The organism is Corallococcus caeni, assembly GCF_036245865.1.
Classification (GTDB): domain Bacteria; phylum Myxococcota; class Myxococcia; order Myxococcales; family Myxococcaceae; genus Corallococcus; species Corallococcus caeni.
Map to the genome: position 1 here is coordinate 1,020,182 of NZ_BTTW01000002.1, position 24,119 is coordinate 1,044,300.

At 73.6% G+C, this 24,119-nt stretch carries 15 protein-coding genes; 14 read left to right on the forward strand and 1 reads right to left on the reverse strand.

The window, feature by feature from the left end:
• Positions 1 to 70: 70 nt before the first annotated feature.
• Positions 71 to 2,482 (reverse strand): protein kinase domain-containing protein, encoded by a 2,412-nt coding sequence (locus AABA78_RS12305; protein ID WP_338263160.1) that lies wholly within the window; start codon positions 2,480 to 2,482, stop codon positions 71 to 73.
• Positions 2,483 to 2,639: 157 nt separating this feature from the next.
• Between AABA78_RS12305 and AABA78_RS12310 the strand changes: the two genes are divergently transcribed.
• The 14 genes from AABA78_RS12310 (at position 2,640) to AABA78_RS12375 (ending at position 24,060) form a co-directional block, all read left to right on the forward strand.
• Entirely contained in the window at positions 2,640 to 12,179 is a 9,540-nt protein-coding gene (locus tag AABA78_RS12310) for a flagellar hook-length control protein FliK (protein ID WP_338263161.1), read from the forward strand.
• 13 nt (positions 12,180 to 12,192) lie between these two features.
• Positions 12,193 to 12,801, forward strand: a complete 609-nt coding sequence (locus tag AABA78_RS12315) for a hypothetical protein (RefSeq protein ID WP_338263163.1) — start codon at positions 12,193 to 12,195, stop codon at positions 12,799 to 12,801.
• Between the two features lie 57 nt (positions 12,802 to 12,858).
• Positions 12,859 to 13,554: a 7-cyano-7-deazaguanine synthase QueC gene (gene queC, locus AABA78_RS12320; RefSeq protein WP_171412009.1), complete on the forward strand. Its 696-nt coding sequence runs from the start codon at positions 12,859 to 12,861 to the stop codon at positions 13,552 to 13,554.
• Positions 13,554 to 14,174, forward strand: coding sequence for a D-alanyl-D-alanine dipeptidase (gene ddpX, locus AABA78_RS12325; RefSeq protein ID WP_338263164.1), 621 nt, complete (start codon positions 13,554 to 13,556; stop codon positions 14,172 to 14,174). The genes queC and ddpX overlap by 1 nt, the downstream gene beginning before the upstream one ends.
• A gap of 98 nt (positions 14,175 to 14,272) precedes the next feature.
• Positions 14,273 to 15,508 (forward strand): serine/threonine-protein kinase, encoded by a 1,236-nt coding sequence (locus AABA78_RS12330; RefSeq protein WP_338263165.1) that lies wholly within the window; start codon positions 14,273 to 14,275, stop codon positions 15,506 to 15,508.
• Positions 15,509 to 15,564: 56 nt separating this feature from the next.
• Positions 15,565 to 17,184, forward strand: a complete 1,620-nt coding sequence (locus AABA78_RS12335; protein ID WP_338263166.1) for a DUF1800 domain-containing protein — start codon at positions 15,565 to 15,567, stop codon at positions 17,182 to 17,184.
• On the forward strand, positions 17,181 to 18,419 hold the full coding sequence (locus tag AABA78_RS12340) for a DUF1501 domain-containing protein (RefSeq protein ID WP_338263167.1): 1,239 nt from the start codon (positions 17,181 to 17,183) through the stop codon (positions 18,417 to 18,419). The genes AABA78_RS12335 and AABA78_RS12340 overlap by 4 nt, the downstream gene beginning before the upstream one ends.
• A gap of 134 nt (positions 18,420 to 18,553) precedes the next feature.
• Positions 18,554 to 19,366 (forward strand): alpha/beta hydrolase, encoded by an 813-nt coding sequence (locus tag AABA78_RS12345; protein ID WP_338263168.1) that lies wholly within the window; start codon positions 18,554 to 18,556, stop codon positions 19,364 to 19,366.
• 124 nt (positions 19,367 to 19,490) lie between these two features.
• Positions 19,491 to 20,120, forward strand: a complete 630-nt coding sequence (locus AABA78_RS12350; RefSeq protein ID WP_338263169.1) for a methylthioribulose 1-phosphate dehydratase — start codon at positions 19,491 to 19,493, stop codon at positions 20,118 to 20,120.
• On the forward strand, positions 20,117 to 20,662 hold the full coding sequence (locus AABA78_RS12355; protein WP_120524442.1) for a 1,2-dihydroxy-3-keto-5-methylthiopentene dioxygenase: 546 nt from the start codon (positions 20,117 to 20,119) through the stop codon (positions 20,660 to 20,662). The genes AABA78_RS12350 and AABA78_RS12355 overlap by 4 nt, the downstream gene beginning before the upstream one ends.
• Positions 20,659 to 21,360, forward strand: a complete 702-nt coding sequence (gene mtnC, locus AABA78_RS12360) for an acireductone synthase (protein WP_338263170.1) — start codon at positions 20,659 to 20,661, stop codon at positions 21,358 to 21,360. The genes AABA78_RS12355 and mtnC overlap by 4 nt, the downstream gene beginning before the upstream one ends.
• Before the next feature lie 33 nt (positions 21,361 to 21,393).
• Positions 21,394 to 22,278 carry an S-methyl-5'-thioadenosine phosphorylase gene (locus AABA78_RS12365; protein WP_338263171.1) on the forward strand — a complete coding sequence of 295 codons (885 nt, stop codon included), beginning with the start codon at positions 21,394 to 21,396 and terminating at the stop codon, positions 22,276 to 22,278.
• Between the two features lie 25 nt (positions 22,279 to 22,303).
• On the forward strand, positions 22,304 to 23,419 hold the full coding sequence (gene mtnA / locus AABA78_RS12370; protein WP_338263172.1) for an S-methyl-5-thioribose-1-phosphate isomerase: 1,116 nt from the start codon (positions 22,304 to 22,306) through the stop codon (positions 23,417 to 23,419).
• Positions 23,416 to 24,060, forward strand: a complete 645-nt coding sequence (locus AABA78_RS12375) for a class II aldolase/adducin family protein (RefSeq protein ID WP_338263173.1) — start codon at positions 23,416 to 23,418, stop codon at positions 24,058 to 24,060. The genes mtnA and AABA78_RS12375 overlap by 4 nt, the downstream gene beginning before the upstream one ends.
• Positions 24,061 to 24,119 lie beyond the last annotated feature (59 nt).

Sequence of the window (24,119 nt, forward strand, 5' to 3'; positions counted from 1 at the left end):
CGCCGCGCTCCAGTCCGAGTCCCCCGCGAACGCGCGGCCTCCGTGCCGCACCCGCGTCCGGGGAGCCACGCTACGGCGCGGACTTCTTCTTCAGCTCCTCGATGATCCGGGCGAACGTCTGGGGGCTACAGGCCTTGCCGCCTGGAGGGTTCTCCGCCGCGCGCGTGAGGGCGGGCAGGGCGGCGGGGTTGCCCAGCGATGCGAGCTGCCCCGCGGCCTTCGTGCGCACGTTGCAGTCGTTGGACTCCAACGACGCGGAGTAGAGCCCCACCAGGTCCAGGCCCGCGCTGTTCTTCGTCACGTCCAGGTAGCGCAGCGCGCCCCACTGCTTCGTCGAGGGCGCTCCCCGGGCCAGGGACTCGAGATGGGAGCGCACCGTCGTCGCGGGCAGCGCCTCCAGGGCCCGGCGCGCGGAGAGGTCCTTCTCGCTGTTGCCGAAGTCCTCGGCCAGCCCGTCCAGGAGCCGCGGCTCCGGCGACCTCCGGCCTTCCTCGTCGAGGCCGAGGATGAGGCCGTGCTCCTCGTTGTGCCTGTTCAGCGCGTGCTTCACCACCGCGCGCAGCCGCGTCGCTTCCGCGTCGTCTGGCGCATCTGGCGCCTCCAGCCGCTGGAGTGCCTCCTTGGGCTTGTCGTCGTCCAGCAGCCCGCGCGCCTGCACCAGCGGATCATTCGCGTGCGCCACCCAGGCGGCGCCCGCCACCAGCAGCGCCAGCGCTCCCGCGACGCCGGCCTGCGCGCGCGGGTGCTGCCGCAGGTACGCCAGGCCTTCGCGCGCCTTCGTGCGCAGCCCGTCCAGGAGCGAGGGCTTCGTCCCGGCGTCGGGGAGGCCCAGCGCCGCGCCGAACGGTGAGCCCTCCGCCGAGCGCGTCACCCGGTACAGCTGCACCTTCTCATTGCGGCCGGGCAGGGGGATGGAGCCGCAGGGCTCGGCGGGGGCCTCGGCGCGGTTGCGCACCATGTTCACGGCCTCGGTGAAGGTCACCTCGTCCGCGGCGGCCACGTGCTCCACCGCCTTCACCACCTCCATCGGCTCGCCGAGCACCGCGTCGTTCGTCACCAGCACCTCGCCCGCGTGCAGGCACACGCGGATGTGGAGCTGGTGCTCCAGCGGCACCGTCTGGTTGTAGCGCCACAGCGCCTGCTGCATCGCCATGCCGCAGCGGATGGAGGAGGAGGGGGCCCGGAAGACCGCGAGCAGCGCGTCGCCGCGCTTCTGCACCAGCTTCCCGTCATGCTCGCGCACCAGCGGCATCAGCAGCCGGTCGTGCGTGTCCAGCATGCGCGCGTTCTCCTCGTGCGTCTGCCGGCTCATGCGGTCGGTGAAGCCCTGGATGTCGGTGAGCATCACCGTCACGTTCTGCGCCTTCGTCACCGCCGCGCCGCCCGTCACCGCGGGCATCCCGCCGCCCGTCACCCGGGCCGCCGTGCCGAACGCCGCCGTGCCCGTGCGCTGCTGCTGCTGCGCCTGCACCGGAGGCGCCGTCACGGAAGGCGCGGCCGGCGCAACGCCGAACGCCGCCGTGCCGGAGCCCGGACCGGCGGGCGCGGGGTTCACGCCGAAGGCCGCCGTGCCCGTGGAGGGCGTCATGTTCGCGTGGACGATGGGCGTGCCCTGGCTGGGCGTGAACGCCATCAGCGCCGCGTGCGCCAGGCCCAGCGCGTCCGCCAGTTCCTGCGCCGTCTGCGGCCGCTTCGCCGGGTCCTTGTCCAAGAGCCGCATCACCAATGACAGCAGCCCCACGTAGCGCGACAGCTGCGGGGCCGCGCGGTCCAGGGGCAGCGGCGCGTGCGAGGCGTGCTGCGACAGGAAGTGGCGCGGCGAGGGCCCGTCGAACGGCAGCCGCCCGGACAGCACGCGGTAGGCCAGCACGCCGAAGGAGTACAGGTCGCTGCGCGTGTCCACCTTCGCGCCCACGGCCTGCTCCGGGGACAGGTACTCCGGCGTGCCCAGCACCACGCCCACCTGGCTGAGCGCGCTGTTCGCGTCCGGCTCCACCAGCCGCGCGATGCCGAAGTCCAACAGCCGCGCCTGTTCCCCGCGCACCGACGGGGAGATGAGGACGTTCTCCGGCTTCAGGTCGCGGTGGATGATGCCCTTGTCGTGGATGGCCGCGAGCCCCTCCGCCAGCTGCTGGAGCAGCGCCAGGGCCCGGGGGGCGAGGAGCGGACCGCCCTGGAGCGCGTCGTAGAGGCTCTGCCCCTCCACGAACTCCATGACGAGGCACGCGGCGTCGCCGGACTCGCCGAAGTCCACGATGCGCACCACCGCCGGGTGCTCCACGGCGGAGAGGAGGCGGGCCTCGCGCTTGAAGCGCTCGGCCATGCCGGCCTGGGCGTGCAGGTCGTGGTGGAGGACCTTGATGGCGACCTTGCGGCCCAGGGAGACCTGTTCGCCCAGGTACACCTCACCCATGCCCCCGGAGCCCAGGGGCCCGAGGACCCGGAAACGACCGTCGAGAACCAGTGCGTCGGGGGCCAGCACGGCGCGGCATCTTGCACGGCTTCCGCCTTGGGCGCATGACGTTCCTCCAGGGCGGATTCACCTGGGTACATCGTGCCCCGCCGCCTGCCTCCCAGGCGGGGGTTTGCCCAAAAATTCCAGGGCTTAGGGGTCATGGTAGCCTCCCCAGCCTCCGACGATGGCCACCGATAGCGAGTCCCCCAAGCCCGCCGCGCCCGCATCCGGCGCCGCCCCCGAGCTACGCCTGTTGGATCGGCGTGCGTTCGTGGGCTTTCCGGCCTTGGAGGTCCAGCCCGGGCTGCGCATCGCCGACTTCGCGCTCCAGATTCCGGACGTCAGCTTCCCGTTCAACGTCAGCGCGGGCGCCACGCGCTACCAGCGCAAGAAGCTGCTGTTCGGCTTCCTGGAGCTGACGGTCGACGCGGACCTCGTCACCCGCAAGGTGGCGGAGCTGGCCGGGCGGCTCGCGGGCATCGAGGAGCTGCGGCTGCACTTCCGCCCCGGCTACCTGGAGGGCCAGGGCCGGCTGCCCGCGCCGGAGCGCACGCCGTTCACGTTCAAGATCGCCTTCGACGCGGACGGGGACCGGCTGGCCGTCTACGTCTACGACGTGCGGCTGTATGGCTTCTCCGCCACGCCGTCGGTGCAGCTGCCGGGCGTCCTGTCGGAGGCCGTGGGCGCGCTGGGCCTCCTGCCGGACGTGGAGGTGCGCGGCGCCACCGGCTTCTCCACCCGCGTGCTGCCCGCGCTGTGCGAGCTGGCCGCGCTGAGCCGGGGCTACAAGGTGCCCACGCTGGACACCGCGCGCCTGTCCGCGGCGGAGGTCTCCAGCACGGGCCTGCGGCTGCGCTTCGCCGCCGGTGGGCTGCCGCCGCCCGCCGCGCCGGACGAGGAGCTGATGCTGGCGCTGGAGGGCGCGCGGGCCTTCGCGGACGCGGAAGCGCTGGTCGCGCAGGGCCGGCTCGCGGAGGCGCGGCAGGCGTACCTCCAGGCCGGAGACGCGCAGGACGCGCACCCGTTCGCGGCGGAGCGGCTGCTGGCGTTGCTCGTCGCGGATCCGCAGGCGCACGACCTGGCCCTGGATGTGGCGGCCACGCTGTCGCGCCGCCGGGACCGCAGCCCCGCGGCGCTGTGGGGCGAGGCCGTGGTGCGCGAGCGCCGGGGTGAAGGTGCCCGCGCGGCGGAGCGCTACCTGGCGCTGTGCGCGCTGGCCCGTCGCACGTCGGAAGAGGCTGCCGCGTTCTTCGCCGCCGAGGCCGCCGCGCGCTCCTCGCGCGACACCGCGCCGCAGGTGGCGGTGAAGGCGCTGCACGAGCTGCTGGGCCTCAAGCCGGACCACCTGCCGTCGTTGAAGGCGCTGGCGCGCGCGTCGGACCAGGCGCGCGACCGGGCGGGCGCGGTGCGGGCGTACCGGCGGCTCGCGGCCCTGGCGCGCGACCCGTTGGAGGCCGCGGACGCGCACGTGCACCTGGCGCGGCTGTGCGCACAGACGGAGGACGACATCGCGGGGGCCCGGCTGCACTGCGAGGCCGCGCTGCGCCTGTCGCCGGATCAACCGGACGCGCTGCTCCTGCTGGGCGAGCTGTGCCACCGCGGCGGCGAGCACCTGCGCGCGCTGAAGGCGCTGGACCGGCTGCGCGAAGTGTCCATGGCGCGCCACGAGCTGGACCGCGTGGGACAGGCGGACCTGCTCGCGGGCCGGGTGTGGGAAGACGGCCTGAAGCAGCCGGAGAACGCGCTCTTGCGCTACCGCGAGGCGGTGTCGCTGCTGCCCGGTGAGCCGGAGCCGCTGTTCGCGTCCGCGCGCGTGGCCGAAGGCCTGGGCCGGTTGCAGGAGGCCCTGAGCGGCTACCAGCAGGCGCTGGAGCTGGCGGGACCGGCGCCGCGTTCGGAGAGCGTGCGCCACGCCGCGCACGAGAGCCACCACGCGCTGGCCCGGCTGTCGCGCACGAAGCTGGGTGACCCGGCGCGGGCGCGCGAGCACCTGGAAGCGGCGCTCGCGTTGGATCCGCGCGACGCGGTCGCGCTGGATGAGCTGATTCCATACTTCCGCGTCACCGGCCGCTCGCAGGAACTGGCCGAGGCGCTGGAGAAGGCCGCTGCTCTCAAGGAGGAGCCGAAGGCCCGCGCCGCGCTGTGGGCCGAGGCGGGCGAGCTGTACCGGGGCAAGCTCCAACAGGCGGACAAGGCCGACAAGCTGCTCACGCTCGCGCTGGAGGCGGATGGCGACCACCGGCCCGCGCTGGAGTCGCTGCTCGCGCTGGCCGAGGCCCGCCGCGACGGTGCGCAGCTCACCCGGTGCCTCGCGGCGCTGGCGCGGCTGACGGTGGAGCCGAAGGAGCGGGCGCAGAAGTACCGCCGCCTCGCGGTGGCCGCGCGCGACCTGGCATTCGACCTGGACCTCGCCGTGCATGCGCTGCAGGAGGTGCTGCGCGCGGAGCCGGATGACCTGCCTGCGCTGGGCGAGCTGTGCGCGTTGCAGCGCAAGCGCTCCGACCTGGCGGGGCTCGCGACGGCGCTGGAGGACCGCGCGCGCGTGGCCGAGGCGCAGGGCGACAAGCGGCTGGCGGCGGCGGCGCTGCGTGAGCTGGCCGGCGTGCTGGAGGCGCGGCTGGGTCGCGTGGGCGACGCGCTGGTGGCGCTGGAGAAGGCCGCGCGGCTCGCGCCGGACGCGGCGGTGCTGCTGGACCTGGCGGACCTGAGCCTGCGCTGCGAGCGGCCCGAGCATGCCCGGCGCGCGCTGGAGTCGCTCTTGGCCACGCTGCCGCGCACCGCGGCGCCGGAGAAGCTGGCGGACGTGCGCGCGCGGCTGGGACGGGCGTGTGAGCTGCTGGGCGACCGCGAGGGAGCCATCGCCGCGTACGCGCAGGCGTTCCCGCTGCGCCGGCTGGACGACGTGCTCGCCACGCGGCTGGAGGCCCTCTACACGGAGGCCGGCGAGACGCAGGCGCTGGCGGAGCTGTGGGCCACGCGCGCGCAGGCGCTGGTGGGCGCGGACCGGTCGGAGGAGGCCGCGCCGCTGTTCCTCCAGAGCGCGCGCGCCCTGCTGGAGCGCGGGGAGAAGGCCGCCGCGCTGATGCGCCTGGCCTCCGCGCTGGAGGCGAGCCCCGAGGGACCGCTCGCCGCCGAGGTGCTGGAGGCGTTGGCCGAGCTGGAGCTGGAGCGCGGCGAGAAGCTGGAGGCGGCGCGGCTGTACGCGCGGCGGGCCACGCTGGTGCCGGATGCCCGGGCGGGCGCGAAGCTGCTCTTCCGCGCGTCGCTGCTGGCCGCGGGCACGAGCCGCGAGGAGGCCTTCCTCGCCGAGGCGCTGGAGCGCGACGCGACGTTCGCGCCCGCGAGGATCCGCCGGGGCGAGCTGCGGCTGACCACGGATGCCCGCGCCGCGCTGGAGGACTTCGAGGCGGTGCTGGCCTTGCCGCCCGCGGACGTGGACGCCCCGCGCGAGGCGGAGCGCGTGGCCCTCACGCGCAAGGCCGCCACCGCCGCCGTGCGCGCGAACCGCACGGACGCGGCCCGGCGCCTGCTCGCGGAGTTCTGCGCGCGCACGCCCGAGGACCTGGACGCGCGGCTGGAATTGGCCGCGCTGCACCGCAAGGCCGGCGCCCGCGAGGCCCTGGCGGACCTGCTGGTGGAGCTGTGGCCGCGCCTCTCCGGAGACGCCCGCCGTCAGGCTCGCCGCGAGCTGGCGGAGCTGTGCCTCTCCCTGGGCCGTGCGAGCGCCGCGGCGGATTCGCTGCGCAGCCTGCTGGCGGAGGAGTCGCAGGACGCGTGGGCGGCGCAGGCGCTGCTGGAGCTGCTGCCCCCGCCCGGTACGGGCACGCCGGAAGAAGAAGCCGAGCGGCTGGAGCTGCTGGGCACGCTGGTGTCCGCCGCGTCGGGTGAGGCCCGCGCCGAACTGCTCGCGCGCCGTGCCGCCCTGCACCGCAGCGCGGGCCGCACGGGCCTCGCACGGGACGACTGCGCCCAGGCCGCGAAGCTGTCGCGTCGCCCCGCGCCGCTGCTGCTGATGCTGGCGGAGCTGGCGCGCGAGGCGTCGGACGCGCCCGCTGAACTGGATGCCTGGCGCCGCGCTGTCGCCGCGGATGCCACCCTGGGTGCTCGCGCCCGGGAGCGGCTGCTGGCCCTGGCCACCGTGCTGCTGGAGAAGGACGAGCGCGCCTCCGCCGGGGACGCGCTGCGTGCCGCCATCGCGCTGGAGCTGCCCGCCGACGCGCGGTGCGACGCCTTCTTCGCGCTCGCCGAGCTGGCCCGCCGCGACGGCAAGCCCGCCGACGAAGCCGCCGCGCTGGTCGAGGCCGCGCGTCAGGGGCCCATCGCCCGCCGCGTGGAGGCGCTCCTGCTGCGCGCCACGCTGCTCGAAGACCTGGGTGACCGCGAGGCCGCCGCGCGCGACCTGGAAGCCGCGCTCGTCCTGGCGCCGCGCCACGAAGAGGCCACGCTCGCGCTGCAGCGCGTGCTGCGCGACCTGGAGGACTGGGCCCGGCTCGCGGAGTTGCTCGCCGCCGAGGCGCCCCATGCGCCAACCGCCCTCGCCGCGTCGCTGTACTCGGAGCTCGCGAGCCTCTACCTCGACCGGCTGGGGCAGGGTGCGCCCGCCGAGGCCGCGCTGCGACAGGCGCTGCGGCTGACCCCGGCCGACGCGGCGGTGCGCCGCCGGCTGGTGTCGCTGGTGGCCGGTCGCGGCGAGCTGCTGGAGGCCGCGGGCCTGTTGGAGGCCGCGGCGGAGGACGCCGACGCCGCCGAGGCCGCGGCGCTGCTGCGCGAGGGCGTCACGTACGCGCGGCAGGCCCAGGAGCTGGACCGGGCGCTGGCCCTGGCGCGTCGCGCGCATGCGCGGGTGCCCGCGAAGGGCGAGGACCTGGCCACGCTGGCGGACCTGCTCTACCTGCGCGGCGCGGTGCGCGAAGCGCTGCCGTTGCAGGAGGCCCTGGTCCAGGCGGCGGACTTCCGCGCGGCTCCGGAGGCGGCGGAGGCCACGAGCTTGCGCCTGGGTGACCTGGCGGAGCAGGCCGGCGACGTGAAGCGCGCGGTGGCCGCGTACCGGCACCTGCTGGCGGAGCGTCCGCTGTGCGAGCGCGCCGTGGAGCGCCTTGCCGCGCTGCTGGAGCGCGATGATCCGCGCGGTGCCTTCGAGGTGCGCGTCGCCCACGCGCGCGTGCTGGCGCCGTCCGAGGACACCGTCGCGCGGCTCGTGTCGCTGGCGGAGCGCGCACGCGAGGCGCTGGCGGACGCGGGCATCGCCGCATCGCTGCTGTCGCACGCGGCGCAGATGGCGAAGGAGCCCTTGCCGCTGCGCCGCCGGCTCGTCGCGCTCTACCGCGAGACGGGCCGCACGTCGGAGCTGCTGGCGGAGCTCCAGCCGGTGGCCGCGCTCAGCCTCCAGGCCGGGGACGTGGACGCCGCGCTCGCGGCCTATGACGAAGAGGCCCGGCTCGCCGAGTCGCTGGGCCGCGCGGACGAAGCGCTTCGCTCGCTCGCCAATGCGCGCGACCTGCTCGCCGCCGGGGAGCGCAACGCGGAGGCCGCCGCGTGTGAGCGCCGCCGCGCGGAGCTGCTGCGCGACGTGAAGCTGGACCTGAACGCGGCCGAAGCGTCCCTGGAGCGCGCCTTCGGGTTCGCCGCGGAGCTGGACACCGCGCGCATGGGCGCGGCCCTGGCCGAGCGCCGCGACGACGCGGCCGCCGAGGCGCGCTGGTGGGAGCGCGGACTGCCCCGGATGACGGGCACGCGCGAGGGCGCGGCGGTGCTGCTGCGGCTTGCCCGCCTGAACCTGGGCGAGCTCGCGGACGTGCAAAAGGCCGAGGGCTTCCTGCGTCAGGCCCTGCGCCAGGACCGGTGGCTCACGGAGGCTGAAGGACTGCTCGCGGAGTTGCTGGAGCGCGACGGACGGCTCGCGGAGCTGGCCGCCTGGTACGAGGAGTGCGCGGAGGGGGAGATTGACGCCGACCGTCACGCGGCGCTGCTCCTCCAGGCCGCGGTCCTCTACCGCGACCGCGCGAACAAGCCGGAGGCCGCCGCCGCCGCGCTCATCGCCGCGCGCGCCGCGAAGCCGGACGACCTGGACCTGACCGCGCAGGCGGCGGAGCTGCTGCACCAGGTGCGCCGCCCCGCCGACGCCGCGGAGTTCGACGCCATCCTCCTGGAGGCGGATCCGTTCCGGGAGCCCGTCTTCACGCGCCACCGCGCCTTCCTGGAGGAGAGCGGCGAGCGCCAGGCCCTGGCCGAGCTGATGCTCCGCCGCGCCGAGCGCCAGACGCCCGCCGAGGCCGCCGCGAGCTACCTCGCCGCCGCGAGCGCCTTCCGCGAAGAGGGGGCCCGCGAGCGCGCCATCCTCTGCGAGGACCGCGCGTTCGAGCTGGACCCCGCCAACGCGGAGGCCTTCCAGCACGTGCGCGAGCGCGCCGCCGGAGACGTGCGCCGGCTGGCGGACCTGCTGGGCCAGCGCGCGGAGGCCGTGGCCCCCACGGAAGCGCTGCCCCTGTTGCGTGAGCGGGCCCAGCGCCTGCTGGACGCGGGCGAAGCGCTCAAGGCCGCGGAGGCCTTCGACGACTACCTGGGCCGCGCGGGCGGCGACGTGGATGCGCTCTGCGCCCGCGCCGAGCTGGCCGCGCAGGGTGGAGGCCCCGCCGCCGCGCAGCCGTATGACCGCCGGGTGCTGGCGCTGGGCGGGGACTCGCTGCCGGTGCCGGTGCGCGTGCGCACGTGGCTGCGGCTGGGCCATGCGTCGCTCGCGTCGGGGGCGTTCCACGACGCGGCGGATGCCTTCGAAGCCGTGGTGTCGCTGGAGCCGGAGGGCGCGCGCGGCGGTGAGGCGCTGTCGCTGCTCGCGGAGGTGCACTCGCGCACGGGCAACGGCCCCGGGCTGTACCGCGCGTCGTTGCAGCTGGCGCGCAGGGCCCAGGACGCGGCGACGGAAGAGGTGCTGCTGCGCCGCGCGGCCGACCTCTTCGATGATCCGCGCGAGGCCATCGACGCGCTGGTGCCCCTGGCCCGGTTGCGCCCGGCGGACGCGAGCGTCATCGACCGCGCGGTGGAGGGCCTGCGCGCCCTGGGCCGCCACGGCGACCTGCTGGGCATCTACGAAGCGGGCGCGGAGGCCGCGGGAGGCTCGCGCGCCGCGGAGCTGCTGCTCGCCGCCGCGTCCGTGGCGAACGAGTCGCTGTCGGACGCGGACACGGCCTGGGCCCTCACGCGCCGCGCGGCGGAAGCGGATCCGGAGAACCCGGCCGCCCTGCGCGCGCTGGTGGACGGCCTGCGCGCGCGCAAGGCGTCCGCCGAGCTGCTCGCCGCGCTGGAGCGGCTGATCCCCCTCACGGAGGACGCGGACGAGTCCGCGGTGCTCCGGCTGGAGTTCGCGACGCTGGCGAAGGACGCGGGCCGCGAGGACGCCGCCCGCGACGCGCTGGAGGCCGTGGTGTCGCGGGGCGCTTCCGGTGCCGGCTACGCCGACGCGTTGGAGGCCCTGGAGCCGCTGCTCGGTGAGGCGCACGCGCGCCGCGCCGAGGTGCGCGTGGCCCGCTCGGAGCTGGCGTCGGGTGAACAGCGGGTGTCGCTGCTGGTGGCCGCCGCGCGCGCCTTCGAGAAGGCGGGCCAACTGGACGAGGCGCTGAAGGCCGCGAAGGCCGCCGTCGCCACGGAGCCGGACCTGCGCGCCGCGCTGCTCGTCGCGCACCTGCACCGCGCCTCCGGAGACGCGCCCCGCGCCGCCCGCGCGCTGTTGCAGGCGGCCCGGCTCGCCGCCCCCGAGGAGCGTCCCCCGCTGCTGCTGGAGGCCGCCGGCCTCTGGGAGAAGGCGGGGGAGATGGGCGAGGCGCTGGAGGTCATCGAGCGCATCGCCACCGACGCACCGGACATGCTGTCCGCGTCGGAGCTGGCCGAGCGCTTCGCCCGCCTGGGCGCCTTCGCGCGCGCCCTGGACGTGGGCTTCGCGCCCGCCATGGCCGCCGGCGAGTACACCGACGCGCTGGCCATGGCCGCGCAGGCGGGCGACGTGCCCCGCACGCGCGTGGCCCTCTGGGCCCTGGTCGCGATGCCGGACGCGGACCCCGCCCACGCCTCCGCGCTGGCGGACGGCCTGCGCGAGGACGCGGAGTGGGAAGGCCTGCTGGAGCTGGCAGCCCTGTCCCACGAGCGCGACGCCGCCTTCGCCGTGGCGCTGCGCGACGAGGTCCTGCGCGCCCGTCCGGCCCCGGTGCTCGCGCGCCTGCGCGCATTGGAAGAACTGGGCGGCGAGCCCGGCCTCGGCGCGCGCCTGATGCTCCTGTTGCCGGAGCTGGGCCTGGAGCCGGAGGCCCTGGCCGAAGCGGTGCTCACCCGGGTGCGTCAGCTGCCGGAGCCCGCGCGGCTGGAGTCGCTGGCCTTCGCCGCGGACGGCTGGCCCGCGCGCCGCGAGGAGCTGTTGCGCGAGCGCTACGCCCTGGAGCGCCAGCTGGGCAACCTGGAGTCCGCGGAGCGCACGCTGTCGCTCATCGCGGAGGACACGAAGGACGCCAAGGCGCGCGCGCTGCTGCACCTGGAGCGCGGTGAGCTGCTCCAGGGCCCGCTGGCCCAGCCCGCCGAGGCGCGCGAGGCCTTCGAGGCCGCGCTCACCGACGACGCGGACAACCTCGCCGCCGTGCAGTCGCTGCTCGCGCTGGTGGACGAGGCGCGCGAGTCCACGGTGTTCCTCGCGCTGGCGGACACCCTCGCGAAGCTCGCGGGCGCCGACGCGTGGACGCCGTACCGCGAGCGCCTGGCGGACGCCTACGAAGCCCAGCAGCGCTGGGCCGAGGCGGCCACGCAGCTGGAGCAGCTCCCGGACACCGACGAGCGGCTGGCCCGCCGCGTGAAGTTCGCCGACGCGCGCGGCCTGGTGGGCGAAGCGCTGCGGCTGCGCGAGCGCCTCACGCAGGACCCTGTGGAGCTGGAGGTCATCCTGCGCGGCTACCTGGACGCGCAGCTCGTGGGCCCGGCGGTGCGCCTGGCGGAGCGGCTCGCGGACGCGCAACAGCTCACGCCCGCGCTGACGCGGTGGGTGACCGAGCGCTTCTCTCCGTCCCCGGACGGCGCGGTGCTCGCGGTGCGCTTCTGGCCCGCGCTCCTGCGTGAGAAGTGGCCGGACGTGGATGGCTGGACGCTGTACGCGGAAGCGCTGCGCGCCCTGGGCCGTCCGGAGGCGGAGCGCACGGACGGCATCGGCGCCGCGCTCGTCGGCAGCGACGCCCCCGCGCCTCGCGCGCCCGTGTCGCGGCTGGAGCCTCGCGCGCGGGACTTCCAGCACCCGGAGCCGGAGGGCCTGGTGCCGGTGACGGACGCGAGCCTCGCGCGGCTGCACGTCGCGCTGAAGCCGGTGCTCGTGTCGCTGGGCGCGGAGAACGTGCGCCTGTCCGTGGATCCGCGCGGCGGCGTGGAGGCGTACCTCACGTCGCCGGACGCGCTGGTGCTGGGCGCGGGCGCGCTCGGCTGCTTCGGCGCGGTGGAGCTGGGCTGGCTGTGCGCGCTGGCGCTGGCGCTGGGCTCCGAGGGCGTGGAGCTCACCCGTCCCGGCGCGGTGCTGGCGTGGGAGGACGCGGCGGTGGTGGCCTGGCGCGCGATGCCCGCGTCGCTGGCGGCGGGGCGCGTGCTGGCGCGGCTGGACCCGGACGTGCGCGGCGGTGACCCGGCGGGCGTGGATGTGGGCGCGGTGCTGTCCCGCAGCGAGGCCTTCCGGCAATTGGCCCTGGCCTCGCTGGACGTCTAACCTGGAGCGCCTCATGCACCTGAAGCGACTGGCACTGGCGCTCTTCCCCGCGGCGGCCCTGGCCGTGGCGGTGGGTTGTTTCTCCGACCCCGTGTACCCGGGCAACCAGGTGATGGGGACGTTCCGCTTCCAGGCGAAGCTGGACGCGGCGCGCACCACGTGCGACGCGGGCTCGCGCGACTTCGCGCAGCTGGACGACGCGGGCACCTTCACCTTCGAGGGCACCTTCTCCCGCGACACCGACGCGGGCACGGGCTTCTTCACCGTGCAGGGCTTCTCGCGCGACGCGGGCTACACCGGCCAGAGCGTGTCCTCCACCCACCGCGCCACCGCGCGCCGCGACTCGTGCGGCACTGGCTGCGAGGACTCCGAGATTGAGGAAGCGCTGAACGTCATGCTCCTGAGCGACAGCCAGTCGCGCAACGTGGCGCGCGACTGCAAGCGCCTGGACGGCGGCGTGCCGGAGGGCGACATCCCGGCCCCCACGGAGAACGGCTACGACGTGTCGCTCGCGTGCGGCACGCTCACGGACGTCTTCCTGCCGGGCAAGGGCGCGGCCTGCAAATGCAACCCGTCCACCTGCACGACCGTGTACACGGTGAGCGGCGACCGCATCGACTGAAGCACCCCGGGCCTGTCCCCGTCGTGTAACGTGCGCCGCCCCGAAGTGGAGGATGGAATGGCGAAGCGTGCGGTGGTGCTGCTGTCCGGCGGCCTGGACTCGACGACGTGCCTGGCGATGGCGAAGGCGGACGGCTTCGAGCCGGTGTGCCTGTCCATCGCCTACGGCCAGCGCCACGCGGTGGAGCTGGAGCGCGCGAAGAAGGTCGCCTCCGCCATGGGCGTGCGCGACGTGCGCGTGGTGACGGTGGACCTGCGGCAGGTGGGCGGCTCGGCCCTCACGGACGACATCCCGGTGCCCAAGGACCGCTCGGAGGACGCCATGTCCCACGACGTCCCCGTCACCTACGTGCCCGCGCGCAACGCGCTGTTCCTCTCGCTGGCGCTGGGGCTGGCGGAGGTGGTGGGCGCTACGGACCTCTACATCGGCGTCAACGCGGTGGACTACAGCGGCTACCCGGACTGCCGCCCGGAGTTCATCCGCTCCTTCGAGGCCATGGCCCAGCTGGCCACCAAGGCGGGCGTGGAGGGCGCGACCTTCAAGGTGCACGCGCCGCTGTCCGGCCTCACCAAGGCGCAGATCATCCAGGCCGGCGTGAAGCTGGGCGTGGACTACGGGATGACGCACTCCTGCTACGACCCGGACGCCCAGGGCCGCGCGTGTGGCCGCTGCGACAGCTGCCTGCTGCGCGCCAAGGGCTTCCAGGAGGCCGGTGTGCCGGACCCCACGGTGTATACGGACGGGGTGCGCTGATGCTCACGGCGACGGGACTCACGCTGACCCTGGCGTTGCTCGGAAGCGCACCGAAGGCCGCCGCACCGAAGGCGGAGCTGGTGGACGCGACCACCGTCATCCCGGACCTGGTGCTGGACCTGCGCTACGCGACGAAGGACAACTTCCTCAAGAAGCAGGTGTACCCGGACGGCGCGCGGTGTCTGTTGTTGCCGGACTCGGCGAAGCGCCTGTCGCGGGCCGCGGACGCGCTGCGCCCCCAGGGCTACCGGCTGAAGGTGTACGACTGCTACCGGCCGCGCGCGGTGCAGTACGAGATGTGGAAGATCCTCCCGAAGCCCGGCTACGTGGCGGACCCGCGCAAGGGCTCCAACCACAACCGGGGCGGGGCGGTGGACCTGACCCTGGTGACGAAGGATGGGGCGGAGGTGGAGATGCCCACCCCCTTCGACGACTTCACCCCCGCGGCGCACCACGGCTACTCCGGCGGCACCCCCGCCTCGCGCGAACACCGCGAGGTGCTGCGCAAGGCCATGGAGGGCGCCGGCTTCCAGCGCAACAAGATGGAGTGGTGGCATTACGACCTGCCCGGCGCTACGAAATTGCCGGTGCTGGACGTGCCCTTCACCCCGGCGGGGTGACGCCTGGCTGCTCGCCAGCCCAGTGGTTTCGCGCGGTTGCGTCAGGGACTGCGCGTTAGTGGGCGCGCGCACGGAGTGCCTGCTATTCCTGGCCGCGTATGAGTCAAACGCTCGCGGCCGGCCTGGAAAACACGCTCATCTCTCCGTCCTCGGGGGCGCAGCTCGCGCCCACGCTCACCCCGGGGGCATCCACGACCCAGCGCCGCAACACGGTGCTGCCGCGCGTGGAGTGGCAGGGTCAGCAACCCAGCGTGGTGCCGCTGCAGCGCGAGCGCTTCGAGGAGGTGCGCCCGCTGGGGCAGGGCGGCATGGGCGAGGTGGTGCTGATCCGCGACCACGACATCGAGCGGGAGGTCGCGCTCAAGCGGCTGCCCCCGGGCGCGGACCTGGACCGCGTGCTGCGCTTCGTGGAGGAGATCCGCACGGTGGGCATGCTGGACCACCCGAACATCGCGCCCGTGCACGACGTGGGCGTGGATGAGCAGGGCCGGTACTACTTCCTGATGAAGCACCTGAAGGGCGAGACGCTGGAGTCCATCATCGCCCGGCTGCGCAAGTCGGAGCTGGACGCGCTGGTGCGCTATCCGTTCCAGGTGCGCGTGCAGATCTTCCTGGGCGTGCTGCACGCGGTGGCGTACGCGCACGGCAAGGGCTTCATCCACCGCGACCTCAAGCCCGCGAACATCATGGTGGGCCCCTTCGGCGAGGTGACGGTGCTGGACTGGGGCCTCGCGCGCCGCGTGGGCGCGTCCGCCGCCCGGGCCATCGCGGCCGGTGAGCCGACGGACCTGCACTCGGCCCGGCCGCTGCAGACGGAGCTGGGCTCCGTGGTGGGCACGCCGCTCTACATGTCCCCGGAGCAGGCGCGCGGCGAGCACGACACGATGGACGCGCGCAGCGACGTCTACAGCCTGTCGGTGCTCTTCCACGAGCTGCTGTCGCTGTCGCACTACCTGGACGGCCTCCAGTCAGTGCCGGACATCATGACGGCGGTGCAGACGCGCACGCTGGACATGGCGTCCATGCACCTGAACAGCGCGCAGGGCCCGGTGCCCGCGGAGCTGATGTGGTTCGTGAAGAAGGGGATGAGCAAGGACCCCAAGGACCGCTTCGAGTCCGTGGACGACATGGTGGCGCAGCTGCAGGCCGCGCTGGAGGGCCGCATCCACGTGCACTGCCAGCGCACGATGCTGAAGAAGACCCTGCACAAGGGCCTGCGCCTCGCGGACCGCAACCCCATGGCCCTCACGGCGGCGGGCCTGGTGGGCGCGGGCCTGGTGGTCGCGTCCGCGGTGCACCTGGGCCTGTCGCTCTTCGGCGCGATGCTGCACTGAGGTTCTTCCAGGCGGGCGCGTAACCTTCCGGCGCGTCCGGGGTTGAAGGCATCAACATGCGCGCCCTCCCTGTCTGGCCCCTGGTGGCCGTGTGCCTGTCGTGTGCGTCCCGGTCGCAGGTCACGGCACCTGAAGCACCTGCGCCCTTCGACGAGGCGCGCGCGGTGCACGTGCTGCAACGGCTGGCGTACGGCCCGTCGGAGAAGGACCTGGCGGAGGTGAAGCGGCTGGGCGTGGACGGCTGGGTGGACGCCCAGCTCCAGCCCGCGTCCGGTGACGCGCTGCCCCCCGGGTTGGAGGCGAAGCTCCAGGCGTTCCCCACGCTGCGGATGTCGATGGAGCAGCTGGTGGAGGACTACCCCCGGCCGCCCCCGGAGATGCCGCCCGAGGAGAAGCGCGAGCGGGGCCCGGCGCGCGTCGTCTTCGAGCGTTCCTCCGCGCGGGTGCTGCGCGCGGTGGAGAGTCCGCGCCAGCTGGAGGAGGTGCTGGTGGACTTCTGGTTCAACCACTTCAACGTCTCCGAGGACAAGGGCGCGGTGAAGTGGCTGGCCACGTCCTACGAGCGCGACGCCATCCGGCCGCACGTCTTCGGCACCTTCCGGGAGCTGCTGGGCGCGACGGCGCACCACCCGGCGATGCTCTTCTACCTCGACAACTGGCGCAGCACGCGGGAGGGGCTGAGCCAGGAAGAGCTGCGCCACCCGCGCCGCTTCCGGCGCCAGGCCGCGATGATGGAGGACGCGGACGACGAGGAAGAGGCGAAGCCGAAGCTGGGCCTCAACGAGAACTACGCGCGCGAGCTGCTGGAACTGCACACGCTGGGCGTGGACGGCGGCTACACGCAGGATGACGTGCGCGAGGTGGCGCGCTGCTTCACGGGCTGGAGCATCCGCAAGCCGCGCAAGGACCCCGGCTTCGTCTTCCGCGAGGTGGCGCACGACGCGGATGCGAAGCGGGTGCTGGGGAAGGCGATTCCCGCGGGAGGAGGGGAGAAGGACGGGGAGCGGGTGTTGGATCTGCTGGCCAGCCATCCCGCGACGGCGCGCCGCGTGGCGCTGAAGCTCGCGCAACGCTTCGTCGCGGATGAACCACCGCCGGAGTTGGTGGACCGCGTGGCGAAGGTGTTCCTCGACTCGAAGGGGGACCTGCGCGCGGTGTATCGCGCGCTGTTCCAGTCGCCGGAGTTCCAGTCGCCTCGGGCGCGGGCCGCGAAGGTGAAGACGCCCTTCGAATACGTGGTGTCCGCGCTCAGGGCGACGAACGCTCAGGTGGAGGTGACGCCCCGGCTGCTGCGGCATCTGGCCTTGATGGGCGAGCCGCTCTACCGGGCCCCCGCGCCCACGGGCTTCCCGGAAGTGGCCGGGCCCTGGGTGAACAGCGGAGCGCTGGTGGCGAGGCTCAACTTCGGCCTGGACCTGGTGGGAGGCCGGATGCCCGGAGCGCGTGTGTCCTTGGATGCGTTCGCGCCGAAGCAGGCTCCGAGCGCGGTGGAGTGGGTGGACGGCCTGGGGCAGGCGCTGCTGGGCGCGAAGCCGTCGGAGGAGACGCGGGCCACCATCCTCGCGGCGCTGGCGGAGAAGCGCGAGGCCGCGAGCGCCGTGGACGAAGCGCCTCCGGTGGATGTGCCTCTCATCGCGGGGCTGCTGCTCGGCTCGCCGGAGTTCCAGAAACAATGACCGCACGTCTCTCCCGCAGGCAGCTCCTCCAGGCACTGGGCGTCACGGGCGCGGGCCTCGTGCTGGCACCGTCCTTCCTTTCCCGCGCCTGGGCCGCGACACCCGCCAGTACGCCCGCCCGTCGCGCGCTGGTGACGGTCTTCCTGCGCGGCGGCGCGGATGGTCTCTCGCTGGTGCCACCCGTGGAGGATGACGCCTACCAGCGCGCACGGCCCACACTGGCGCTCAGGCTCCAGGGCGAGCACGCGGCGCTGAAGCTCACGGGCCCCTTCGGGCTGCACCCGTCGCTCGGCGCCTTGATGCCGTTGTGGTCGGAGGGGAAGCTCGCGGTGCTCCCCGGCGTGGGGCTGCCCGTCGCGCCGCGCTCGCACTTCGACGCGCAGGACTTCCTGGAGTCCGGCACGCCCGGCCGGAAGTCGACCGCGGACGGCTGGCTCAACCGCGCGCTCGCGGACGCGAAGGGCGACGCACCCCTGCGCGCCGTGGCCCTGCAACCCACGCTGCCCCGAGCGCTCTACGGCGACGCGGGGGCTCTCGCGATGGGGCGCCTGGAGGACTTCCGGCTGCGCACCGGACGCCAGCAGGGCGACGCACGCCAGGGCTTCTCCGCGCTCTACTCCGGCGCGGTGGACCAGGCCCTGAAGGGCGCGGGCGCGGATGCCTTCGAGGCCATGTCCAGGCTGGACGGAGCGCGCCTCGCGAAGCTGCCCGTATCGCCCGGCGTGACGTACCCGACGACCCCGCTCTCCCGCCGCCTCCAGGACATCGCGCGCCTCATCAAGGGGGACGTGGGGCTCGAAGTCGCCGCGACGGAGATGGGCGGCTGGGACACCCACGTCGCGCAAGGTGTCACCCAGGGCGCGTTCGCGAAGCGCTGCGACGAGCTGGGCAAGGCACTGGCCTCGTTCGCGGCGGACCTGGGCCCGAAGCTCGACACCGTGACGGTGCTGGTGATGACGGAGTTCGGCCGCACCGTGAAGGAGAACGGCAACCAGGGCACCGACCACGGCGTGGGCGGCGTTATGCTCGCGCTGGGCGGCGGCGTGAAGGGCGGCGTGCACGGCCGCTTCGAAGCCCTCACGGTGGAGCACCTCCAGGACGGGCGGGACGTGCCCTCCTGGACCGACGTCCGCGCTCCGCTGGCCGAAGCCCTGCGTGCCTGCCGGCCCGGGGTGGACCTGTCAAAGGTCTTCCCCGGCTACCGGGAGGACCGCGCCCTGGGGATGTTCACCTGAGCTCCACTCCCGCCCCACGCGGTCCAAACTGGTCCGACAGTCGGACCAGTTCGTGCCGCGCTCGGGCTCGGAGGCCCCTCTTCTTCATCGCCCGGGTGTCGCCCCGGGAGCGCGCGGTGTGATGGACTGGCGGCGTGCAACGCCTCCGCCGCCCCCTCATGGCCTTCGTCCTCATCACCGGCATGCTGTACCTCGCGCTGTGCGCGCTCGCCTTCGCCGCGCAGCGCTCGCTCATCTACCCCGCGCCCCATGCTGAGCCCACGATGCTGCGCGACCAGCCCGGCTTCGGCGTGGTGCCGCTGGCCAGCGGCCTCGACGTGGACCGCTTCTACGTGCCCGCGCCGCCGGGGGCCCCCACGGTGGTGCACTTCCACGGCAACGGCGAGCAGCTCCTGGATCAGCGGGGCTTCGGCCAGGCGCTCGGGGACGCGGGGCTGGGCTTCCTCGCGGTGGAGTACCCGGGCTACGGCGCGTCGCCGGGCAGTGCGACGGAGGCGGGCCTGTACTCGTCCGCGGAGGCCGCGCTCCAGTTCCTGCGCGAGCAGGGCGTCAAGCCGGAGGACATCGTGCTCAGCGGGCGCAGCCTGGGCACCGGCGTCGCGGTGGAGATGGCGCGGCGCGGGTACGGCGCACGCATGGTGCTGGTGTCCCCGTACACGTCCATGGTCGCCATGGGCCAGCGCACGCTCCCCTTCCTGCCCGCGTCGCTGCTGATGCGCGACCGCTACCTGTCGTTCGACAAGGCCCCCCACATCCCCATCCCCGTCCTCATCATCCACGGCGAAGAAGACGAGGTGATCCCCGTGGACATGGGCCGCACGCTGGGACCGCGCTTCCCCCAGGCCCGGGTGGTGACCGTGCCGGGCGCCCACCACAACGACGTGCTGGAGCGGGGCGGCCAGGAGGAGTTCGCGCGGCTGGCCACGTTCGCGCTCGACGGGACCTGAGCGGGCCGGGCGGACGCATGACGTCCTGCGTCGCGTTCCCTTGCGCCTACCGGCGACCCCCGGACTATGCTCCCTGTCATCAACGCGATGTTTCATCGCGTCCTCAAGCTCCCCCGAGGGATGGATGAGCATCGACCCGGCCCCTGCCGCGACCCTGTCCGAAGCGGCCCGTGAAATCGTCGAAGTGGGCCGCTTCCTCAGCGTGCGCAACTTCGTGCCCGCCACCAGCGGCAACTTCTCCCGCAGGCTGGATGCCCGCACCGCCGCCGTCACGCGCTCCGGCGTGGACAAGGGCGAGCTGGTGGAGGCGGACATCCTGGTGGCGGACATCCACGCGCCGCCGCCCAAGGGCTCGTCCGCGGAGACGCCCCTGCACCTGCAGCTTTATAGAGACCGGCCGGAGGCGCAGGCCGTGCTGCACACGCACTCCGTGGTGGCCGCGCTCCTGTCGAACCTGCGGCTGCCGGAGGGCGAGCTGGTGCTCCAGGACTTCGAGCTGCTCAAGGCCCTGGGCGACACGCGCACGCACGAGGCGGCGGTGTCCATCCCCATCTTCCCCAACGACCAGGACATCCCCCGGCTCGCGGACAAGGTGACCGCGATGCTCACGAAGCGCACGGACCTGGTCGCGTATCTCATTGCCGGCCACGGGCTCTATACCTGGGGCCGGAGCATGGCCGAGGCGCGCCGCCACGTGGTGGCGCTGGAACACCTGCTGACGTACGAACTCGAGAAGATGAAGGTGCGGCGATGAGCAAGCTGATTGTCTACAACGACCACCAGCCGGAGGCGCCGCTGGGCGTCTACACCGAGCCCGAGGACATCCGTCGCGAGCTGAAGCCCGCGGGCGTGCGCTTCGAGCGCGTGAACGCGTCCGTGGACCTGCCGGACGGCGCGGGCCAGGAAGAGGTCCTCGCGGCCTACAAGCACATCGTGGACGCGGAGATGAAGGCCCACGGCTACAACACCGTGGACGTGGCGCGCATCAAGCCGGACGCCCCCAACGTGGAGGCCGCCCGCGCGAAGTTCCTCTCCGAGCACGCCCACACGGAGGACGAGTCGCGCATCATGGTGGAGGGCAGCGGCTGCTTCTACCTGCACGCGGGCGACAAGGTGTTCCAGGTGGAGTGCACGCGCGGCGACCTCATCAGCGTGCCGGAGGGCATGAAGCACTGGTTCGACATGGGCGCCGCGCCCCGCTTCGCCGCCATCCGCTTCTTCATCCGCCCGGACGGCTGGGTGGGCCACTTCACCGGCGAGACCATCGCCGAGCGCTTCCCGAAGTACGCACCGTGAGCGCGCCCAAGGCCATCGTCACGGACATCGAAGGCACCACCAGCTCCATCGCCTTCGTGAAGGACGTCCTCTTCCCCTTCGCCCGGAAGCACCTGGCGGAGTACGTCGCCACGCACGGGCAGTCAGCCACCGTGCGCCAGTGCCTCTCCGACGCCCGCACGCTCGCGGGTGAGCCCGGGCTGGACGAGACAGGTACCGTGGCGCTGCTCCAGCGCTGGCTCAACGTGGACCGCAAGGCCACGCCGCTCAAGACGCTCCAGGGGCTCATCTGGGAGCAAGGCTACGCGCGCGGCGAAATCAAGGGCCACGTCCACGCGGACGCGGCCCGGGCCCTGCGTGAGTGGCACGCCAGGGGCCTGCGCCTGTATGTCTATTCCTCCGGCAGCATCGCCGCGCAGAAGCTCATCTTCGGCTACAGCGTGGAGGGGGATTTGACGCCGGTGTTCTCCGGCTACTTCGACACCACCACCGGCCCCAAGGTGGAGGCCGCGTCGTATACGAAGATTGCCCAGGCGCTGGAGCTGCCGCCGGGGGACATCCTGTTCCTCTCCGACAACGTGGCGGAGCTGGACGCGGCGAAGCAGGCGGGCCTGCGCACCGCGGCCCTGGACCGGGGCGAGGTGGCCCTGCCGCCGGACCACGGGCACCCGGTGTTCCACGACTTCACGTCGCTCGATCCGTTCGCGCGCGTGTCTTGAATTGATTCTCCATCCCGGAGCGGAGTCTCCCCCATGTCGAGTTCCAACAAGCCCGTGCTGGGCATCATCGGCGGCAGCGGCCTGTACCAGATTGACGGCCTGACGGACGTCTCGTGGCGCCGGGTGTCGTCGCCCTTCGGCGAGACGTCGGACGAGTTCTGCTTCGGCCGCATCGGCGACCAGCCGGTGGTGTTCCTGCCGCGCCACGGTCGCGGTCACAGGATTCCCCCGTCGGAGCTGAACTTCCGCGCGAACATCGACGCGCTCAAGCGCAGCGGCGTCACGGACATCCTCTCCGTCTCCGCGGTGGGAAGCCTGCGGGAGGACCTGCCGCCCGGCACCTTCGTGGTGGTGGATCAGTTCGTGGACCGCACCTTCGCGCGCGTGAAGAGCTTCTTCTCGCAGGGCCTGGTGGCGCACGTGTCCATGGCGAAGCCGGTGTGCTCGCGCCTGGGCGACGCGGTGATGGCCGCGTGCGAGGGCCTGGACATCAAGATCGTCCGCGGCGGCACGTACCTGGTGATGGAGGGCCCGCAGTTCTCCACGCTGGCGGAGAGCAAGCTCTACCGGCAGTGGGGCTGCGACGTCATCGGCATGACCAACATGCCGGAGGCCAAGCTCGCCCGGGAAGCGGAGATTTGCTACGCGAGCGTGTCGATGGTCACGGACTACGACTGCTGGCATCCGGACCACGACGCGGTGACGGTGGACCAGGTGGTCGCGGTGCTGCTGGGCAACGCGGGCAAGGCGCGCGGGCTGGTGAAGAACATCGCGCCGCTCGTGAGCCAGCACACGGCCCTGTGCCGCGCCGGCTGCCAGACGGCCCTGGAGCACGCCATCATGACGTCGCCCGACGCGCGCGACCCGGCCATGGTGGAGAAGCTCTCCGCGGTGGCGGGCCGCGTCCTCAAGCGCTGAACGCGGGAACAAGGAAGACACGGCGATGAAAGTCCAAGGCGTTCCGATGCGCTCCATCTGGGTCGAGTCCGACGGCTGGAGCGTCGGCGTCATCGACCAGACGCGCCTGCCGCACGCGTTCGTGAAGGTGAAGCTGTCCACGGCGGATGAAGCCGGTCACGCCATCCGCAGCATGCTCGTGCGGGGCGCGCCGCTCATCGGCGCCACGGCCGCGTATGGCGTGTGTCTGGCCATGCGGCAGGACGCGTCCGACGGCGCGCTGGAGCAGGCGCTGACGATGCTGCGGGCCACGCGGCCCACGGCGGTGAACCTGCACTGGGCGCTGGACGGGATGCGCGCGGCGCTGACGCCCCTGAAGCCTTCCGAGCGCGTGGCGGCGGCGTACCGGCAGGCGGCGGCGCTGTGCGACGAGGACGTGGCCATCAACCGCGCCATCGGCGAGCACGCGCTCAAGCTGTTCCAGGCGGCGTGGGACAAGAAGGGCCGCAAGGGCCGGCTCAACGTGCTCACGCACTGCAACGCCGGCTGGCTGGCCACGGTGGACTGGGGCACGGCGCTGGCGCCCATGTACCTGGCGCACGACGCGGGCCTGCCCCTGCACGTCTGGGTGGATGAGACGCGCCCGCGCAACCAGGGCGCGGTGCTGACGGCGTGGGAGCTGGGACAGCACGGCGTCCCGCATACGGTCATCGCGGACAACGTCGGCGGCCACCTGATGCAGCACGGGGAAGTGGACCTGTGCATCGTCGGCACGGACCGCACGACGGCCCACGGCGACGTGGCGAACAAGATCGGCACGTACCTCAAGGCGCTGGCCGCGAAGGACAACGGCGTGCCGTTCTACGTGGCGCTGCCGTCGCCCACCATCGACTGGACCATCCACGACGGCGTGAAGGAGATCCCCATCGAGCAGCGCGACGGCGCGGAGCTCAGCGACGTGACGGGCCGGCTGCCGTCGGGGGACATCGCCACGGTGCGGATCACGCCTCCGGGCAGCCCCGCCGCGAACTACGCGTTCGACGTGACGCCCGCGCGGCTGGTGACGGCGCTCGTCACGGAGCGCGGCGTGTGCCCGGCGACGGAGGAGGGGATGCTGTCGCTCTTCCCGGAGCGGCGCGCGCAGCGGAGCGCGGCGAAGTGAGCGGGGTGGGGGGCCACCTGGCGCTGCGCGAGGCGATGGTGGCCACCGCGCGGCGGATGAACACGTCCGGGCTGAACCAGGGTACGTCCGGCAACCTGAGCCAGCGGGTGGAGGGCGGCTTCCTCCTCACGCCGTCCGGGATGAACTACGAGACGATGACGCCGGAGGACCTGGTCCTCATGCGCTTCGACGGCTCGCACGAGGGCCACCGCAAGCCGTCCACCGAGTGGCAGCTGCACCGGGACCTCCTCCAGGCGCGGCCGGAGGTGGGCGCGGTGCTGCACTCGCACAGCATGTTCAGCACCACGCTGGCGTGCCTGCGCCGGGGCATCCCCGCGTTCCACTACATGGTGTCCGCGGCGGGCGGCACGGACGTGCGGTGCGCGGAGTACGCCACCTTCGGCACCCCGGAGCTGGCGCGCAACATGATGGTGGCCCTGGAGGGCCGCAAGGCGTGCCTGCTGGCCAACCACGGGCTGGTGGCGGTGGGCGCGGATTTGCCCGGGGCCTTCAAGCTGGCGGTGGAGGTGGAGACGCTGGCGGCCATGTACTGGCGCGCTCTCCAGCTGGGCGAACCGGTGCTGCTGGACGACGCCGAGATGGAGCGCGTGTTCCAGCAATTCCGGGGGTATGGGCAGTAGGAAGTGCCTCGCGCACACGTTCCTGCATGATTCTCCGGGTCCCTGCCTCTAAGTCGGGA

What these genes read in the sequence shown, in the direction of transcription:
- AABA78_RS12350 (WP_338263169.1), top strand. Translation starts at nt 19,491, where the DNA reads ATGAGCATCGACCCGGCCCCTGCCGCGACCCTGTCCGAAGCGGCCCGT.
- AABA78_RS12355 (WP_120524442.1), top strand. Translation starts at nt 20,117, where the DNA reads ATGAGCAAGCTGATTGTCTACAACGACCACCAGCCGGAGGCGCCGCTG.
- AABA78_RS12310 (WP_338263161.1), top strand. Translation starts at nt 2,640, where the DNA reads ATGGCCACCGATAGCGAGTCCCCCAAGCCCGCCGCGCCCGCATCCGGC.
- queC (WP_171412009.1), top strand. Translation starts at nt 12,859, where the DNA reads ATGGCGAAGCGTGCGGTGGTGCTGCTGTCCGGCGGCCTGGACTCGACG.
- AABA78_RS12340 (WP_338263167.1), top strand. Translation starts at nt 17,181, where the DNA reads ATGACCGCACGTCTCTCCCGCAGGCAGCTCCTCCAGGCACTGGGCGTC.
- ddpX (WP_338263164.1), top strand. Translation starts at nt 13,554, where the DNA reads ATGCTCACGGCGACGGGACTCACGCTGACCCTGGCGTTGCTCGGAAGC.
- AABA78_RS12335 (WP_338263166.1), top strand. Translation starts at nt 15,565, where the DNA reads ATGCGCGCCCTCCCTGTCTGGCCCCTGGTGGCCGTGTGCCTGTCGTGT.
- AABA78_RS12365 (WP_338263171.1), top strand. Translation starts at nt 21,394, where the DNA reads ATGTCGAGTTCCAACAAGCCCGTGCTGGGCATCATCGGCGGCAGCGGC.
- AABA78_RS12330 (WP_338263165.1), top strand. Translation starts at nt 14,273, where the DNA reads ATGAGTCAAACGCTCGCGGCCGGCCTGGAAAACACGCTCATCTCTCCG.
- AABA78_RS12315 (WP_338263163.1), top strand. Translation starts at nt 12,193, where the DNA reads ATGCACCTGAAGCGACTGGCACTGGCGCTCTTCCCCGCGGCGGCCCTG.
- mtnA (WP_338263172.1), top strand. Translation starts at nt 22,304, where the DNA reads ATGAAAGTCCAAGGCGTTCCGATGCGCTCCATCTGGGTCGAGTCCGAC.